The 17,591-nt window shown below is 47.1% G+C and carries 13 protein-coding genes; 11 read left to right on the top strand and 2 right to left on the bottom strand.

What is annotated here, in order from left to right; translation table 11 throughout:
• The first annotated feature begins 68 nt into the window (after positions 1–68).
• The 5 genes from SULKU_RS04285 to SULKU_RS04265 are packed head-to-tail and all read left to right on the top strand — an operon-like array spanning position 69 to position 4,994.
• Positions 69–1,280, top strand: a complete 1,212-nt coding sequence (locus SULKU_RS04285) for a TolC family protein (protein WP_013459705.1) — start codon at positions 69–71, stop codon at positions 1,278–1,280.
• Positions 1,280–2,494 carry an efflux RND transporter periplasmic adaptor subunit gene (locus tag SULKU_RS04280; protein WP_013459704.1) on the top strand — a complete coding sequence of 405 codons (1,215 nt, stop codon included), beginning with the start codon at positions 1,280–1,282 and terminating at the stop codon, positions 2,492–2,494. The genes SULKU_RS04285 and SULKU_RS04280 overlap by 1 nt, the downstream gene beginning before the upstream one ends.
• Before the next feature lie 2 nt (positions 2,495–2,496).
• Positions 2,497–3,183 (top strand): ABC transporter ATP-binding protein, encoded by a 687-nt coding sequence (locus SULKU_RS04275; RefSeq protein ID WP_013459703.1) that lies wholly within the window; start codon positions 2,497–2,499, stop codon positions 3,181–3,183.
• Entirely contained in the window at positions 3,180–4,391 is a 1,212-nt protein-coding gene (locus tag SULKU_RS04270; RefSeq protein ID WP_013459702.1) for an ABC transporter permease, read from the top strand. The genes SULKU_RS04275 and SULKU_RS04270 overlap by 4 nt, the downstream gene beginning before the upstream one ends.
• Positions 4,392–4,430: 39 nt before the next feature.
• Positions 4,431–4,994: a hypothetical protein gene (locus SULKU_RS04265; RefSeq protein ID WP_013459701.1), complete on the top strand. Its 564-nt coding sequence runs from the start codon at positions 4,431–4,433 to the stop codon at positions 4,992–4,994.
• A gap of 33 nt (positions 4,995–5,027) precedes the next feature.
• On the opposite strand, the gene mscL is transcribed toward SULKU_RS04265, so the two are convergent.
• Entirely contained in the window at positions 5,028–5,465 is a 438-nt protein-coding gene (gene mscL / locus SULKU_RS04260; protein ID WP_013459700.1) for a large conductance mechanosensitive channel protein MscL, read from the bottom strand.
• 216 nt (positions 5,466–5,681) lie between these two features.
• Between mscL and SULKU_RS14290 the strand changes: the two genes are divergently transcribed.
• Positions 5,682–9,200: a bifunctional diguanylate cyclase/phosphodiesterase gene (locus tag SULKU_RS14290; RefSeq protein WP_013459699.1), complete on the top strand. Its 3,519-nt coding sequence runs from the start codon at positions 5,682–5,684 to the stop codon at positions 9,198–9,200.
• Here SULKU_RS14290 and SULKU_RS04250 read toward each other — a convergent pair.
• Positions 9,197–11,782, bottom strand: a complete 2,586-nt coding sequence (locus SULKU_RS04250; protein ID WP_013459698.1) for a cation-translocating P-type ATPase — start codon at positions 11,780–11,782, stop codon at positions 9,197–9,199. The two genes, SULKU_RS14290 and SULKU_RS04250, sit on opposite strands and share 4 nt — an antisense overlap.
• Before the next feature lie 175 nt (positions 11,783–11,957).
• Here SULKU_RS04250 and SULKU_RS04245 point away from each other — a divergent pair, with 175 nt between their 5' ends.
• Genes SULKU_RS04245 through SULKU_RS04225 form a run of 5 tightly spaced genes read left to right on the top strand, consistent with a single transcriptional unit; the run spans position 11,958 to position 17,591 of the window.
• Positions 11,958–12,641, top strand: a complete 684-nt coding sequence (locus SULKU_RS04245) for a Tll0287-like domain-containing protein (protein ID WP_013459697.1) — start codon at positions 11,958–11,960, stop codon at positions 12,639–12,641.
• Positions 12,642–12,659: 18 nt separating this feature from the next.
• A complete protein-coding gene (locus SULKU_RS04240) occupies positions 12,660–14,375 on the top strand; it encodes a putative bifunctional diguanylate cyclase/phosphodiesterase (protein WP_013459696.1) in 1,716 nt (571 codons plus the stop codon).
• A gap of 31 nt (positions 14,376–14,406) precedes the next feature.
• Complete coding sequence (locus SULKU_RS04235; protein ID WP_013459695.1) at positions 14,407–14,724, top strand: hypothetical protein; 318 nt, start codon at positions 14,407–14,409, stop codon at positions 14,722–14,724.
• Positions 14,725–14,730: 6 nt separating this feature from the next.
• Complete coding sequence (gene abc-f, locus SULKU_RS04230; protein ID WP_013459694.1) at positions 14,731–16,692, top strand: ribosomal protection-like ABC-F family protein; 1,962 nt, start codon at positions 14,731–14,733, stop codon at positions 16,690–16,692.
• Positions 16,692–17,591, top strand: coding sequence for a D-hexose-6-phosphate mutarotase (locus tag SULKU_RS04225; protein WP_013459693.1), 900 nt, complete (start codon positions 16,692–16,694; stop codon positions 17,589–17,591). The genes abc-f and SULKU_RS04225 overlap by 1 nt, the downstream gene beginning before the upstream one ends.

Below are 17,591 nucleotides of genomic sequence, written 5' to 3'. Positions count from 1 at the left end.
ACGGATTGATACCGAATGTTTAATTTTTGTTAACATCACTGTTACCGAATTTGCATTACAATGGTGGAATGAAGTCTTTGTATTATTTTTCTTTCTTGCTGCTGTTTGTCTCCCTCAATTCGGCATCGGGAGACGACCTTTCTCTTTTAAGCGAACCCAAACAATCTCTCTTACGCTATGAAAAAGAAAATATAGATGCCGAACATGAAAAGCTCCGCACCAACTGGCTCTCTCCGATTAATCTAAGCGGTTCGTATTCACACAACAAAAGTGCTCAAAGCGATTACCATAACGACATGACCGGGATCTCGGCGTCCGTCTCGCAGGATATTTTTCGCTCCGGAGGAATCACGTACCAAATCGAGTATGCCGATACCAAACAGCAAACACGTTTTATTCAGCTCAAACAGACGATAGCCTCTTTGAACAGCCAGATTTTCAACACTCTGCTTAATCTTAAAAAAAGTTCGTACCAGCTGGAGCAAAGCGACCTTCGGCTCAAAAACAAAGAGATCGAGATCTTCATCAAACGGCAGCTGTACGATGCGGGAAAAGTGGACATTACCGAACTCAACAACGCTCTGATGGAAAAAAGCGGCGAGCTGAAAACCCGCTCATCTTTGCGAACTACACTCTCCCAGCTGCGTCTGGAACTCTCTAAATCGAGCGATATCGATCCGGATAACCTCATACTTCCTACTTTTTCACTCATCGAAAAAGAGCGGTTTCTAAATAATCAGTTCGATATAGCCTACGTACGAAGCCAAAGTGAAACGCTCTCTCACCTTTATGATGTCACCCGAAGTACCTACCTCCCTTCCCTCACACTAAACGGTACCCTCGGCTACCAAAACTACAATGCCAAAGAGCTCCCTACCGATTACGAAGGAGATTATTACACCGCAGGATTTACTTTAAATCTCCCGCTAACTTATAATGCTTCGGCAACCATCCAAGAAGCCAAAGCAGCCTATCTGAAAGAAAACGCCGCCACAGCCGATAAAGCACGTGAACTCGAAGCGACCTACAAACAATCCTTAGAACTGATCGATAACTATAAGGATGTTATCTCCATTACGTCCCAAAACCTAATGCTTTATGATGATCTGATCAAAGCGATCCGAGCCGGCGTCAATGCGGGAGTAAAAACCGGGTATGATCTCCAAACACTGAACAATACCAAATCGATTGAAGAGTTGGAAATCAAAATCAATGAGATCAATATCCAGCTCGAGCTTACCAAACTCCATTTTGCCATCACCCCTTCCAAGGAACTTTAATGAACACTTCTCCCGATTCGATCAAACAGACGCTCGGCTTGGATACACCGAAAAAATCATCTCTGAAAAAATACCTCATCATTGGCGGTGTCTTAGCGCTAGGCATAGCGGGAGGATGGTTTTGGACACACCAGAATGAAAGCGAAAAAACGCAATTCATTACGACACCCGCCCAGATAACAAATCTCACAACCACCGTATCGGCAACGGGTAATCTGGAACCGACGAATACCATCGATGTGGGGATCGAAGTTTCCGGAACCATCACCGATGTTCTCGTCGACTATAACGACCGCGTGCACGTCGGACAGCTGATGGCGCGAATCGATACCACCAAACTCGCTTCTAACGTCACCAGCGCCAAAGCCGTTTTATCACGCGCTGAAGCAAATGTAGCCGTTGCAAAAGCTTCTCTTTCCAATGCCAAAAACGAATGGGAACGGGTCCATCAGATGTATATCTCGACCGGGGGAAACTACCCCTCTAAACAAGCGGTAGATGAAGCAGATAACGCTCTTGCTTCGGCAAAAGCATCCGTCGCCGCCGCCATAGCGCAGACACAGCAATCTAAAGCGGAACTCGCCGCAGGAGAAGATAATCTTCGAAAAGCGGTCGTTGTCTCTCCGATAGATGGGATTGTATTGAATCGGAAAGTGGAACCGGGACAAACCGTCGTTGCCGCGATGCAGACTCCCGTTTTGTTTACGATGGCGAAAAGTCTGAATACGATGAAAGTGATCGTCAGCGTAGACGAAGCCGATATCGGTGAAGTCAAAGAACGCCAAACGGTGACCTTCACGGTCGATGCCTATCCGAATCAGGAGTTTAAAGGGGTCATCACGCAGTTGAGGCTCAATTCCGAGATAGTCAACGGGGTTGTTACCTATGATGCCGTCGTCGAGGTTCCGAATGACGATCTGCGCCTCCGCCCGGGAATGACCGCTACCGCGCAGGTTATAACGGGTATTTTGCCCAACAGGCTCACGGTTCCTAACGCGGCGCTCCGTTTTACCCCTCCCAAAGATAAAGACGATAAGACGAAAAAAGCCAAAGAGAACATAAACACCAACAGCAAATCGGTGTGGGTACTGCGAGAGGGCAAACCGGTGAAAATCGATGTTACCATCGGAAAAAGCGACGGTATTTCTACCGCCGTTCTCTCTTCTGCTCTCAAACCTAACGATAACGTCATCATCGGAATTGAAGAGAATTGAGGATGCAAAAGCATGTTATCAGCTTGGAAAATGTCACCAAATCGTACGGTGAGGGGGAAGCTACGGCATACGCCCTGCGCGGGATAGACTTAACCATCGAACGCGGAGAGTTTGTCGCCATTATGGGCCCCAGCGGATCGGGCAAATCAACGGCCATGAACATTATCGGCTGTCTCGATACCCCGACAAACGGCAACTATCTCTTCGAAGGGGTAAACGTCACGGCACTAAGCCGCGATCAGCGGGCACTCCTTCGCCGCAATTACATCGGGTTTATTTTTCAGGGGTTTAATCTGCTGGGAAAAACCTCCGCCGTCGAAAATGTCGAGCTTCCGCTGCTGTATCGGGGGGTCAATGCCGCTGAGCGAAGAGCCAAAGCTATGGAGGCTCTCAAAAGTGTCGGATTGGAACATGTCGCCCACCATACTCCGGGTGAACTCTCCGGCGGCCAGCAGCAGCGTGTCGCCATTGCCCGGGCGATCGTCACCGATCCCGTGATACTTTTGGCCGATGAGCCGACCGGAAATCTCGACAGCGCGAAAAGCGTCGAAGTGATGGAACTGCTGCAGTCGTTTAATCGGGAAAAAGGGATTACCGTCATTATGGTCACCCATGAAGACGATATGGCGGCCTATGCCGGGCGGACCATCCGATTTCGCGACGGATTGATCGACAAGGCGCACGTATGATCTGGAACGCTTTTATCTTGGCACTTCGTGAGATCCGCCGCAGCGCATTACGCTCCATCCTCACGACACTGGGAATCGTAATCGGTGTTGCCTCGGTGATCGCGATGGTGATGCTCGGCGATGCGACTACCGCCTACGTCACCAACAGCATCTCCAAACTCGGCAGCAATATGCTCATCGTCCGTCCGGGACAGGACCGCCACGGACCGCAAGGAACCGATGCGACGGCAAAGCGGTTTACCCACAGCGATATCGCCACCGTTCGGCGGGAAATCGGAGGGCTCAAAGGGGTAGCCCCCGTCGCTTCCAAAGGGATGCAGGTCGTCTACGGAAATCAAAACTATTCCACCTCCATCGACGGAAGCGATAACGACTATTTTACCGTCAAAGACTGGGTATTCGAATCGGGAAGGGCGTTTGCTCCCGCCGAGCTTCAGGGGGGAAAAGCGGTCTGTGTCATCGGTGAAACGATTAAAAAAGAGCTCTTTGGGGATCAAGACCCCATCGGCGCCTCGATACGATTGGGCAATTTTTCGTGCAAAGTAATCGGTCTGCTCCATCCCAAGGGGGCTTCAATGTTCGGAATGGATCAGGATGATATTATCGTCGTCCCTATCCGCATGTTTCAGCGCCGCATCAGTGGAAATCAGGATATCTCCGTCATAATGCTCTCCGCCAAAAATGCCTCCAGTATCGAAAACATTAAAAACTCCATTACCGCACTGATGCGTGAACGGCGTCATATCCGTAACGGTGATGAAGACGATTTCAATGTCAGGGATCTGCGGGAAGTGGTTCAGACACTCACGTCCACCACTAAAATGCTCACCCTGCTCCTGGGCGCCGTCGCGACGATCAGCCTCCTAGTCGGGGGAATCGGGATCATGAACATTATGCTGGTCTCCGTCACGGAGCGGACGCGTGAAATCGGAATACGTCTGGCTATCGGTGCGTTGGAGCGTGAAGTTCTCCTTCAATTCTTGGTCGAAGCGATCGTCCTCTCTTCGCTCGGCGGGTTGATCGGTGTTATTTTGGGGATTGGTTTCGGGATCGGGATCAGCATCTTTTTCGACCTCCCTTTGATATTCAATACAATGATTGTTATCGTCGCTTTTTTATTTTCTACCCTGGTCGGGATTGTATTCGGATACTTTCCCGCACGCAAAGCGGCCCGCCTAAATCCGATCGATGCTTTACGATACGAATAAACGGCCGATATTATCTTAATTTAGAGACAAGGAGTTATCATGCAAATCGGAAGCGGAATATCACTCAACCCTTATGCACAAAGCGGTATGTCACTCAACGAAAAAGAGAGCGAAGAGTTTAAAAACAAAATCAAAAGCGGCGAGATTTCCGGTAAAACCCTCTCTCAGGCGTATCTTGTCGAATACAGCCTTCAGGTAGAGAGCTATTCATCCAATAACCTCCAGGCACAAAGCGCTCCGTTTGATTTCGCCAAAGTCAAAGATATACTCAACAGCATCGATTTTCAATCGATCGGCTATACCGGAAAACCGATCGCCGATATGACCCCCGATGAAGCCAAAGCTCTGGTGAGCGAGGATGGCTATTTCGGTGTCTCTAAAACGTCAACGCGATTATCGGATTTTGTATTGAGCGGCGGCGGAGATGATATCGAAAAACTCAAAGCTGGCCGCGAAGGGATCATTCAGGGATTTAATGAAGCAGAAAAACTATGGGGAGGCAAACTACCCGATATTTCCTATGAAACACTGGATAAAGCATTAGCAAGCATCGATGAAAAAATCACCTCCTTAGGAGGAAAAGTGCTTGATACCACGGCCTAAGCATTAATCACTTCCCTCGGAGGGAAAGTATACTTACTGAGCAGTGCGGCAGTGCGGGCATAGTTTTGCCGCCTGCGGTATATCCATCGCACATTCGGGACAAACCTTGGTTGTCGGTGCAGCCGGTTCATTTACAGGTTCTGCTACTTTAAGTTTATTGTAGGCTTTTACCATCATAAACATCACAAATCCTAGAATTGTGAAGGATATCACATCGTTAAAAAACACCCCCAGTTTGATCGCCGGCGCACCTGCCGCATCCAGTGCGGACAAAGAGAGGTATTCTTTACCATCCAATGCGATAAACAATGACGAAAAATCGACTCCTCCCATCAGCAATCCGATAGGCGGCATAATGATATTGGATACCAACGATTTGACGACCGTAGCAAATGCCGCCCCGAAAATAAATCCGACCGCCATATCCACTACATTGCCGGAAATGAGAAATTTTTTGAATTCTGAAAGCATAGAACCCTCCTCTTCCTGAGCTAATAATGATTGTATCATAAAACTATTTTCATGTTTCGATTTACACAGACAGGTTTTACAGTAACGGTGCTATACTCACTCAGTATTATCTTTTCAATAAATCTTAGAAAAAATAACCGAAAAATCACGTATTGGGGTTATTATTTGATTTCTATACCACATGTATAATCGAAAAAGTACACGAATAGGTTTCTAATGGCTTCATTATTTCCATCTTTTTCTCTATCGAACACCTACCATGCGAAAGAGTTAAGAGCGGGTATATTTGTTTTTCTCATTACTTTCGCCGTATCGGCCGGTGTAATTTGGCATTTCGATTCGATGCATGTCAAAGAGATGAAACATGAAATCGACGATATTGCAAAAGATAATGTTTTCCGTTTACATAAAAATATCCATCAAATTATGGCACTTAGCTATCCGCTCGCTTCAACCGTACATGAAAACGGAGCGATAAACAATTTTAACTTTATTGCCGAAAAACTCGTAGCCTTTTATCCCCTTATTTCGGAAATTGCCCTTGCACCGGGTGGGATTATCACCCGTGTTGTACCCTACAAAGGAAATGAAAAGGCGGTAGGCTTTAACCTATTGGCCGATCCGCATCAGCAGACTGAAGCGCTCCTTGCGCGCAAAAGCGGAAAACTCACACTTGCAGGCCCTCTGCATCTGGTACAGGGTGGAGACGGGCTTGTAAGCCGTTTTCCCGTATTTATCGGAAAGGAGAAGAAGTTTTGGGGATTTATCCTCATTGTTATCCGTTTTCCGGAAATTCTTCATGCCAGTGCACTGAAAAATCTAACCGAAAACGGATATGAATATACGCTTACGCGAATCCATCCAAAAACAAAACAGATGCAGATTATCGCCTCCTCAGGTGACAATGTACTGGATCAGCCCGTTAAAACAGTTATAAAGCTCCCTAACGTACAATGGACATTAAATATCGCTCCCGCCAATGGATGGCATACCTCATGGGTGATATTGGCACTGCAGGGGACACTCGGTTTTTTTATCAGCTTTCTGATGGGATACATTGCCAAGCAACATTTCGAACTTCGAAACCACCGCCGGATCCTCGAAAAACGGGTTCAGGAGCGTACTTCTGAGATTTTAGAAACCAAAAATCATCTTCATACTTTACTCGATACCATTCCCGATCTCATCTGGCTTAAAAACAGTAACGGCATATATCTCCTGTGCAACCCGCCGTTTGAACGCTTTTTCGGTGCGAAGGAGGAAGAGATCGTCGGAAAAAGCGATTACGATTTTGTCGACAAAGATTTAGCCGATTTTTTCCGCCAAAAAGACCGTATCGTCATGCAAAGTAATATGCCCGCCATCAATGAAGAATGGGTTACCTTTAGGGATGATGGACACCGAGCCCTTCTTGAGACCGTCAAAACCCCTATGATGGATGAAAAAGGGAATCTTCTGGGCGTTTTGGGAATCGCACGTGATATTACGGAACGCCATAATCATGAAGTACGTATCGAACAGCTTTCCCTTCTCTATGCAGCTCTCAGCCACTGTAATAAAGCGATTGTCCGTTCATCCACCCCTGAAGAGCTTTTCCAGGAAATCTGCAAAGGGATTGTTTCTGAACATAGTATCGCCATGGCGTGGATCGGGCTGATTGACCCGATAACCAAACTTGTCAAACCGGTCGCTTCGTACGGAGATACACATCATTATCTCGACGGAATAGAGATTTCCACGCAGCCCGATACGGTAGCCGGCAGAGGACCGACAGGTACCGCTATACGGGAAAATCGCCCCTATTGGTGCCAAGATTTCCTAAACGACCCTTCAACCGCCCCCTGGCATGAACGGGCCATGACGGCAGGATGGAAAGCTTCCGCGGCATTACCGTTTCATTTGTTCGGTGAAGTCGTAGGGGCATTCACCGTCTACTCGTACAAGCGCAACGCTTTTGACCCTTCAAGTCAAGAATTGCTCAAAGAGATGACCATGGATATCAGCTTTGCCATGGAAAATTTTGATCATGAAACGAATCGGGCATTGTCAGAAGTGCGACTCCATCAAACCGAACAGCTTCTTGAAGAAATGAGCGCCATTGCCCATATCGGCGGATGGGAAATCAATCTGAAAACCAATGCCGTAACCTGGACGAAAGAAGCGGCACAGATTTTCGACATGGATCCGAATGATACCATCACGCTAGAAACCGGTCTAAGCGTCTTTCACGGAGAATGGCATGAAAAAGTCAAAACGGCTTTGGATCAAGCGATTTATCAGGCGACCTCTAGTGATCTTGAGCTGTATATCGTGACACTTAAAGGGAATGAAAAATGGATTCGTGTTATCAGTACCCCTCTCGTCCGAAACGGTGAAGTGATTGACATTCACGGTTCGGTTCAGGATATTACGGTCCAAAAAACAACCGAAGAGAAAGTCCATTGGCTCGCCCATTTTGATCCCCTTACAGGACTTCCGAACCGCACTCTGCTCAACGATCGGGTCGATTACGCCATACATATTGCCGAGAATAACCAAAGTTCGCTTGCATTACTCTATGTGGATCTTGACCATTTCAAATACATCAATGACACCCTCGGACACCATGTCGGCGATGAGATGCTCGTTCAAGTCGCTTCACGCATCCTATCGGTGCTTAATGAGGCGGATACCCTCTCTCGTCAGGGGGGAGATGAGTTTATGATTCTTTTACCGAGTGCAGATTCTGACCATGCGGCGCACGTAGCCGAAAAACTCGTAGAGTACGTTTCACAGCCTTATCAACTTCAAAACCATGATCTCTCCGTCACTCTATCCATCGGGATTGCCCTTTATCCGATCGACGGAACGAACCTTACCGAACTTTCCCAGGCAGCCGATGCGGCGATGTATCGCGCAAAACATGACGGACGGAACTGCTACCGTTTTTTTGCCCCTGAAATTCAGGAGCGTTCGACGCGAAATCTCGAACTTGAAAATGCCCTGCGCTCTGCATTAGTGCGTAATCAAATGGAACTTTACTACCAACCTCAGCTCTCCATAGAGACCCAGCAACTTATCGGTGCCGAAGCACTATTGCGATGGACTCATCCGACACTCGGAGCCATCTCTCCTTCAGAATTTATTCCAATTGCCGAAGAGAGCGGCCAAATCATTGCTATCGGGGAATGGGTACTGCGCCAAGCGCTCGGACAACTCAAACTGTGGATAGATGAGGGGTTGGAACCTTTTATTATGGCCGTCAATCTCTCCGCTATCCAATTTCGAGACCCGAATTTGGTTTCTCAAATTGTGGGTATCCTGGATGAACTTCATCTGCCTCCGCAATACCTCGAACTTGAACTAACGGAACGGATCGCTTCGGAAAATCCGCTTCAGGCTATCGATATTATGAATACACTCCATGATCACGGAATACGAATGTCGATTGATGATTTCGGAACCGGATATTCTTCACTTAACTATCTCAAAAAATTTCGGGTCTATAAGCTCAAAATAGATCAATCGTTCATCCATGACATCGCCGATAATGCCGAAGACCAAACGATTGTCAATACGATCGTCAATATGGCGCACAGCCTAAATATGATCACCATCGCCGAAGGGGTTGAAACGGCTGAGCAGCTTGATCTGCTCCGACAAAACGGATGTAAAGAAGTGCAGGGATATTATTTCAGCAAACCCATCCCCGCAGAGACGTTCAAAACATTTGTACTCAACTTACCGAAAAGCTAAAACCGTTTTATCCATTTTCTCCCCTCTTCGGCAGCCAACACCGTTACGGTAACGGCAACAACGCCCCACCAGTAGATCGGATCAAATGCAACAGTGCCGAAAACGGTACTGAGGGGAGTAAAAAAGATCAAAAGAAGCAAAAGTCCCAATTCTACACCTACTCCACCCCAATAATAACGGTTATTCCACCATCCGATTGTAAACAACGATTCTCTAGCGCTTCGACACGATAATCCGTTAGCGATTTGAGCGAAAACTATCGCGCTAAACGTTAATGTCGTCGCTTGAAGATAAATCGGATCATTCCACGAAAGCGGCCCGCCATTCCAGCCGTGGGCTTTTAGGTAACACCAAAAAAGCCCCATAGAGAGTATCGCGGTAATAAGTCCTAAAAATCCGAATGCCCGGAAATAAACCCCGGCTGTCAGTATCCGCTCTTTTTTACTGCGGGGTTTTTGTATCATCAATCCTTTGTGCGGGGGTTCCAATCCAAGTGCCAATCCGGGCATAATATCAGTTCCCAAATCGATCGCGAGTACCAGCGGAACGGGAAGAGCCAACGGAAGTCCTATCCAAAAGAACAATACATACGGAACCGCTTCGGGAAGATTGCTGGAGAGCATGTAGGTGATAAAGCGGCGTATATTTTCATAAACGGCACGCCCCTCCTCGATCCCTTTTACGATCGTGGCAAAATGATCATCCATCAAAACAGCATCGGCGGATTGCTTCGCGACATCCGTACCCGAACCCATCGCGATACCGACATCGGCACGTTTCAGTGCCGGAGCGTCATTGACACCATCCCCCGTTACGGCTACCGTTTCCCCCATCTCTTTTAACAAAGTCACAAGAAAAAGTTTTTGCTCGGGAGAGACTCGGGCAAATACATGATTATGACGTAACAGCCGCTTGATCGCGGAAGAAGGGAGTTTTTCCAGATATTCACCGTTTGTGACTTCCGTTTCAGAAGCGATAATCCCGGCCTTCATTCCGATGGTGGCCGCGGTGATAGGGTGATCCCCCGTCAGCATCAACACTCGTATCCCCGCTTTATGGCATAACCTGACAGCTTCTTCGATATCCTCGCGCAACGGATCGACCATGGCAATAAATCCGATAAACTGAAGCGCATTTTCGGCGTCCTGACGTGATGAGGGCAATAGATCAAATTCCCTCATCGCAAACGCGATTACCCGATAGCCCGATGAAGCCAAGACGTCATGTTGTTCCATCAATTTTTGATGCATCATATCATCAATCTTGTGTTTGCCCTCAGATGTCATTACCTCATCACAAAGTCCCAAAATAACTTCAGGTGCCCCTTTGCAATAAAGCAAAAAACCATCTTCCCCCTTATGGATCGTGCTCATCCTTTTGAGATGATAATCAAATGGGTAATCACTAAGCATCGGCAACTCGCTGCGACGATGCACTACATCGGTATAGCTACTTGCAAATGTGAGCAATGCCCGCTCTACGGGATCACCGTTTTGTTCGTCGGCACGGTTGCATAACAGCGCCGCATCGAGCAAAAGTGATGAGGGTTCCTCACTTCCCTCCTCTTTCCATGCCGTTACTTCCATTTTATTTTGGGTAATTGTCCCCGTTTTATCGGTAGCGATAACACTCACTGCTCCCAAATTTTCGATAACGGAGAGGCCGTTAACCAAAAATCCCTTGGATGCCATCCTCTGTGCTCCAAACGCCAATGCCAGCGTCACAGTCGGCAGCAGCCCCTCGGGAATCAAAGCGACCAAGACACCCAGTGCAAACAAAAACGTTTTCCAGAGTTCAAACCCGCCTGCCCCGCCGATAACGATCAATCCAGCCGCTATAACAAACGATGTAAAGGCAATGATCTTGGAGATATGGGCTATCTCTTTATGCAAATGCCCCTCACCCGACTCCACGCTCTGAGTCAACGCGGCGATTGTACCGTATCGGCTCTCTTTGCCCGTCGCATAGACAACCCCTCGTGCTTCCCCTTTGACAATATAGGTTCCCGAATATAAAAGGCTCTTAGTATGCCCGCTTCCCAATGCATCCGCCGATACCGGTTCGCTCTCTCCGGTCAGTGCACTCTCGTTCACCCATACGTCAAATGCACGAATCACATAAATATCGGCAGGGACTTTATCCCCTTCCGATAAAAGTACGATATCACCCGGTACAAGCTCTTCGGCCATCACGATTCGCTCAATCCCCCCGCGGTGTACACGTACTTTTATAGGGAGCATACTTCTCAATGCCTCTAGACTTTTCTCGGTACGAAATTCCTGATAGAAACCGAATACGCCGTTAAGAACGATGACAATGACGATGGCCCACCCGATCGGAAGCATATTTGAGGCAGGATCAATCCACGCAATCGCAAAACTGATTGCTGCAGCCGCCCATAACAAAAGGGCAAAAAAATGGGTGAATTGGGATACCAATCTGTTGTAAAGAGAGATGGTCGCTATTTTGGGAAGAGTATTGAGTCCGTATTGACGTTGTCGGCGTTCTGCTTCTTCATCACTTATCCCCTCTTCAGAGGTAGTGTATACCGAAAATAATTCCGAAAGAGTTATTGCCTTCATTTTAAGATTTTACTCTAAATCCTCTGATTTGTATTACCAAAGTAAATAAAAAAAGTCTGTTTAAATAAAAATAATTTTTAAGACAATGCACATTGAAAATTCCGTTATTTTATAAATAAATCTTAATACTAATCCCTCTATAATAGATCAAATTGATGATTAAAAAGATTGACACATGCTTAAAAACTTTCGAAAATCGGTACTTTCCAGATATTTCCGATTTATCTTGATCGGATTTATGCTTTTAGTCATGTCATCATTGATCTGGAACATCATCAATGTCAATCAGCAGGTTTTGCAGCTCGCCGAACTGGAAGCCCAAACCAATCTCAATAAAGATCGGGCATTCAGGCTCTGGGCGACACGGCACGGCGGGGCCTATCTTATTGTCAACGAAGATACCAAGCCTGTCGAATTCCTAGCCGACATAAAAGAGCGCGACATTACCACTCCCTCAGGCCAGACACTGACCCTTTATAATCCGGCCAGCATGTTACGCGAAATCATGCATGACTACTCTAATCTGTATGGAATCAAAGCCCGAATTACCGGTAAAATGTACCTCAATCCGGAAAATGCCCCCGATGCATGGGAAATGAAAGCGCTTGATGAATTGAGCCGCGGTAAAAAAGAGTTTTTTAAAGAGGTGATTCTAAATGACGGGAACGCTTCTTTACGGGTGATGCAACCGATGTATATGGAGCAAGGGTGCATGAAATGCCACGCATGGACGGGACTCAAAGTCGGCGAACTCAGAGGGGGGACGGATGTCACCATTCCCCTTGGGTTGTTTGACTCATTTAAAAGCAGCTCGATACAAAATCTTCTTGTAAGCCACCTACTCATATGGGTTGTCTGATTCGGTCTCCTTTTCTTTTTGGGCCGGCGTCTGAACAGAAGCGAGCTCTCATCCCACATCCATGAGAAAAAGCTGGCTATACTTTCTCATGCCCTGCAGCAAAGTGCAAACGGTATTATCATCACAAACTCATCCGGTGTTATCGAATACGTCAATCAGGCTTTTGTAACGATTAACGGCTTTTCAGAATCTGAACTCATCGGAACCACCCCTAAAAAAATGAAATCGGGACTCAATTCTCCCGAATTGTATGATGAAATGTGGTCTACGATTACACAAGGATATACCTGGAAAGGGGAATTTAAAAATCGCAAAAAGAACGGTGCGATTTACTGGTGTTTTGAAACGATCTCCCCTGTTTTCGACGATAACAACAACATAACCCATTACATAGGGATAATCGAAGATATACAAGATCGCAAAACGACCGAAGAGCATATCCGTCATTTAGCGAAATTTGATCCGCTCACCAATCTTCCGAACCGAAATTTTTTCCGCGATGAACTCGAAAGCAGAATTAATCAAGCCAACAGCAGCAGTCAATATTTCGGACTGCTCTACATCGACCTTGACCGCTTTAAAATGGTGAACGATTCGCTAGGACATACGGTAGGCGATAGACTCTTGCAAAAATTGGCGGAACGTTTTACATCCATCAATGAGCAAAATCATTTTATTGTCCGTCTGGGAGGAGACGAATTTGCCGTTATAACGGCGCTTGTCGATTCCAAAAAAACGGTCGAAATGTTTGCCAAAAATGTTCACGAAGCTATCAAAACACCGTTTGTTATCGACAATAATGATATTTATATGACCGCCAGTATCGGAATCGCTCTCTATCCCCAAGACGGAGAGAACAGCGAACTGCTTATAAAAGCGGCGGATATGGCAATGTACGGGGCTAAGATCAATGGGAAAAATACCTATCTGTTCTTCGAACCGACGAAAGGGGATTTTGCGTCCGAAACACTTATCATTGAAAACGGTCTGCGAAAAGCATTGAAAAACAATGAACTTTTTCTGGTCTATCAGCCGAAATGGGATACCAAAGAGGATCAATTCATAGGATTAGAGGTATTGGTCCGATGGCAAAGTCCCGAACTCGGGTTTATGAATCCCGGGCAATTTATCTCCATTGCCGAAGAGACCGATTTGATCATTGTTTTAGGTGAATGGATTTTGAAAGAAGCGCTAAACTCGATGATGGAACTTTCAAAAACAATCGGATTTATCCCGAAGATATCGGTCAACCTGTCTCCGGTACAATTCCGAAACAGTGCACTCAATACGACGATCAAAGAGATTTTGGAAGAGACCCGCTTCCCAGCTGAAAAACTTGAATTGGAAATCACCGAGGGGGCCCTTGTAATCAATCCGAAAATGGCTATAGAGAAGATGAACGATCTCGTCAATCTGGGAATCACGTTTTCAATCGACGACTTCGGTACAGGCTATTCATCGATGTCCTATCTTAAAAAATTCCCGGTATCTACCCTTAAAATCGATAAATCGTTTGTAGACGATGTTGTTAGCGATCATCAAGACAGAGCTATTATTGAAGCTATCATCACGTTAGCCGCCTCTTTGGAGATGAAAACGATTGCTGAGGGGGCTGAAACGAAAGAGCAGGTTGATATCTTAAATTTCATCGGCTGCTACGCGATTCAAGGATATTGGCACAGCCGTCCGCTGGACTACACCGCTTTGATGGCTTATTTTCAAAAACTAAACTAAGCCGTCAGTTACCGTCCGCTATAATTCGCATATGAACAGTGAACGTCCTATTTTCAACATTGATCCCACTCCGACCCTGCCGACACGCCAATGCCGTCTTATGGCACGTGCCATAGGATGGAGTCTGAGTTACGGAAACTATATATTTGCGTTGATCGTATGGTGGAAAAGCGACTGGTTTATCGCGATCGGAACGCTATTGCTAGGATATATCGTTTTTGGAATCATCCGAAGCAAACTCCGCAACGAATCAATCCCTCCGGCACAACGTGAAACCCCCTATAACGATTACGCGATTGCGACGTGGTATTTATCACGAACTACTTGTTTTACACTCCCTAAGGAATAAATAAATATGGCATTAGTCGATCTACTCGGTGTCAGCAAACACTACGAAGCCCAAAAAATTTTAGAAAATATTAATTTCCACATCGATGAGGGGGAGAGAGTCGTTATCGTCGGCAAAAACGGCAGCGGAAAATCAACTTTGATGAAAATCGTCCACGGCTCGCTCGATGCCGACGAAGGTGAGCGGATCAACCGTCAGGGGATCGAGATCAAAATGCTCTCCCAAGTCCCCAAATTCGATCCGGACCACAATGTCCGCGAAGCGATCGAAGCGGGTCTTGGGGAACTCAAATCGGCGAAAGTCCGTTTTGATGAGATTTCCGCCCTGCTTGCCGAAGCATTCGACAATACGGCACTTCTTGACGAACAAGCCCGCCTTACCAATTTTCTCGATCATCACAATGCCTGGAACCTTGACGATAAAATTGAGCGGGTGATGCACCACTTTATGCTTAAAGAGTATGAGACGAAAAAAGTAAACCTCCTCAGCGGAGGGGAACAGCGCCGCGTCGCCCTCGCCTCTTTGCTCCTCCAAAAACCCGACGTTCTGCTTCTCGATGAGCCGACCAATCACCTCGACGTCTACATGGTCGAGTTTCTCGAAGAGCTGATCCTCAAAGAACGGTTCACCCTCCTCTTTATCTCGCATGACCGCTATTTTATCGACCAGATCGCTACGAAAACCATTGAGGTTGAAGACTGCTCCCTGCGCGAATTCAACGGCGGCTACAGCAACTATCTGGAGCAAAAACAAGAGTTGCTCCGCACGATGGCACAGCAGCACGAAAATCTCCTCAAACTCCTAAAATCCGAGAACGAATGGCTGCGCCGCGGGGTAAAAGCACGCCTCAAACGGAACGAAGGACGTAAGCAACGGGTTTTACAGCTGCGCGAAGATGCCAAAAACAACCCGAGCCGCATCCGCAAAATGAAACTGGAGCTGGAGCGCGAAGCGAAACACTTTAACCGCTCCGAGGGGATAAACCGCCAAAAGATGCTTTTTGAAATCGAGCATCTCGGACTCAAACTCGGCGACAAAACACTGATCAAAGATTTCTCGACCCGAATCCTCCAAAAAGACGTTATCGCCGTCGTCGGCCCCAACGGAAGCGGTAAATCGACACTCCTCAAAGCACTTCTCGGGCGGCTTAAACCGACCAGCGGAATCATCAAAATGGGTGAACTTACCATCGGCTATTTCGATCAGCACCGCGAAATGCTCGATGACAATCTCAATCTCATCGAAACCTTTTGTCCCCACGGCGGAGACCGCGTCGATGTAATGGGGCAGGATTACCACGTCTACGGCTATCTCAAAAACTTCCTCTTTCCGCGTGAATTTCTCGATAAAAAGGTGGGAGTCCTTAGCGGCGGAGAGAAAAACCGTGTCGCCCTCGCCCTGTTGTTTACCAAAAAGGTCGATTGTCTGATCCTCGATGAACCGACCAACGATCTTGATATCCCGACCATCAATATCCTCGAAGAGAAACTTCAAAGTTTCCCGGGTGCGGTCATTCTGGTCAGCCATGATAGATACTTCGTCGACAAGATCGCCAAAAAACTCTTTATCTTTAAAGGGGACGGGTCGATAGAAGAGAGCTACAAGCCTTACAGCGAATACCTCGAAGACGAAAAAGAGTTTATGGAGATGGATGCGATGGAGGCGGAGTTTTCCAAATCTGAAACTGCCGCTTCGGTAACAGTACAAAGCGAAAAACCCAAAGCCCTCAAACTGACCTTCAATGAGCAAAAAGCGTTGGAAAAACTCCCTGTCGAGATCGAAGCGCTTGAGGCCAAAATCGACGATCTTAACGCTTCTCTCGCCGATCCGAAAAAATACGAAAAAATAGGGATCAGTGTTTTAGCCGAAGAACTCGAAAAGACCAAAGCGCTCTACGAAGAAAAAGTGGACGAACTCCTCGCTATTGAAGAAAAAGTTGAAGAGATCGAAGCATTAAAGAATAGCTAATGGATATTGAAACGCTTAACTCACTCTACTCACATGCCGGCTATGTAACGTTCAAAGAGGGGCCGGGAGGTTTTCCCGTTGCCCTTATCACGACGCCTCACGCTACCGCTGCCATTACCCCTTACGGCGCTCAGCTCCTCTCCTATACGTTTGCTTCCGATTCCAATGACCTGTTGTTTCTCAGCGAAAAAGCAATTTTTAAAGAAGGGACTCCCATCCGGGGCGGTGTCCCTATCTGCTGGCCGTGGTTCGGTCCCGACCCGCAAGGCCAAGGACGAAGCGATCACGGACTCGCCCGTACCCGCATGTGGAGTGTTGTCTCTTCCGATCTTCTCAGTGATCAGGAGTGCTCCATCACCTTCGAGCTTACCGATACCCCGGAGACCTATACACTATGGCCGTACCGTTTCCGCCTTATCCTGACACTCAGCGTTGGCAGAGTACTCACCATGGAACTCACAACCCATAACCTCGGTGATACCCCTATGGAACTCACACAGGCACTCCACACCTATTTTTCGGTAGGTGACATCACCCATACAAGCGTCACGGGATTAGAGGGGTTCACCTACAGCGATAAAACAGACGGCGGAGCCGAAAAAAAAGAAGATATTGCCATCCGCATCAATGCCGAAACCGACCGCATCTATCCGTTTGACAGCGGTGACATTCTAATAAACGATGATACGCTGAAACGGACGATACGCATTAAATGCGAGGGGAGCAAAACGGCGGTCGTGTGGAATCCGTGGAGTCGGGTGTGCGAACAGAAAGCCGATCTCTCACTCGAAGATTACAAAAAAACACTCTGTATCGAAACCGCCAATGCGGGAGATGAGATTATCCGTATAGCCCCTCAACAAAGCCATACGATTAAAGCAATCTACTCACTCGAATAG

The organism is Sulfuricurvum kujiense DSM 16994 (genome assembly GCF_000183725.1).
GTDB classification, from domain to species: Bacteria; Campylobacterota; Campylobacteria; order Campylobacterales; family Sulfurimonadaceae; genus Sulfuricurvum; species Sulfuricurvum kujiense.
Note: the sequence above shows the minus strand (reverse complement) of the source record. Positions and strands in the feature narration are given on the sequence as shown.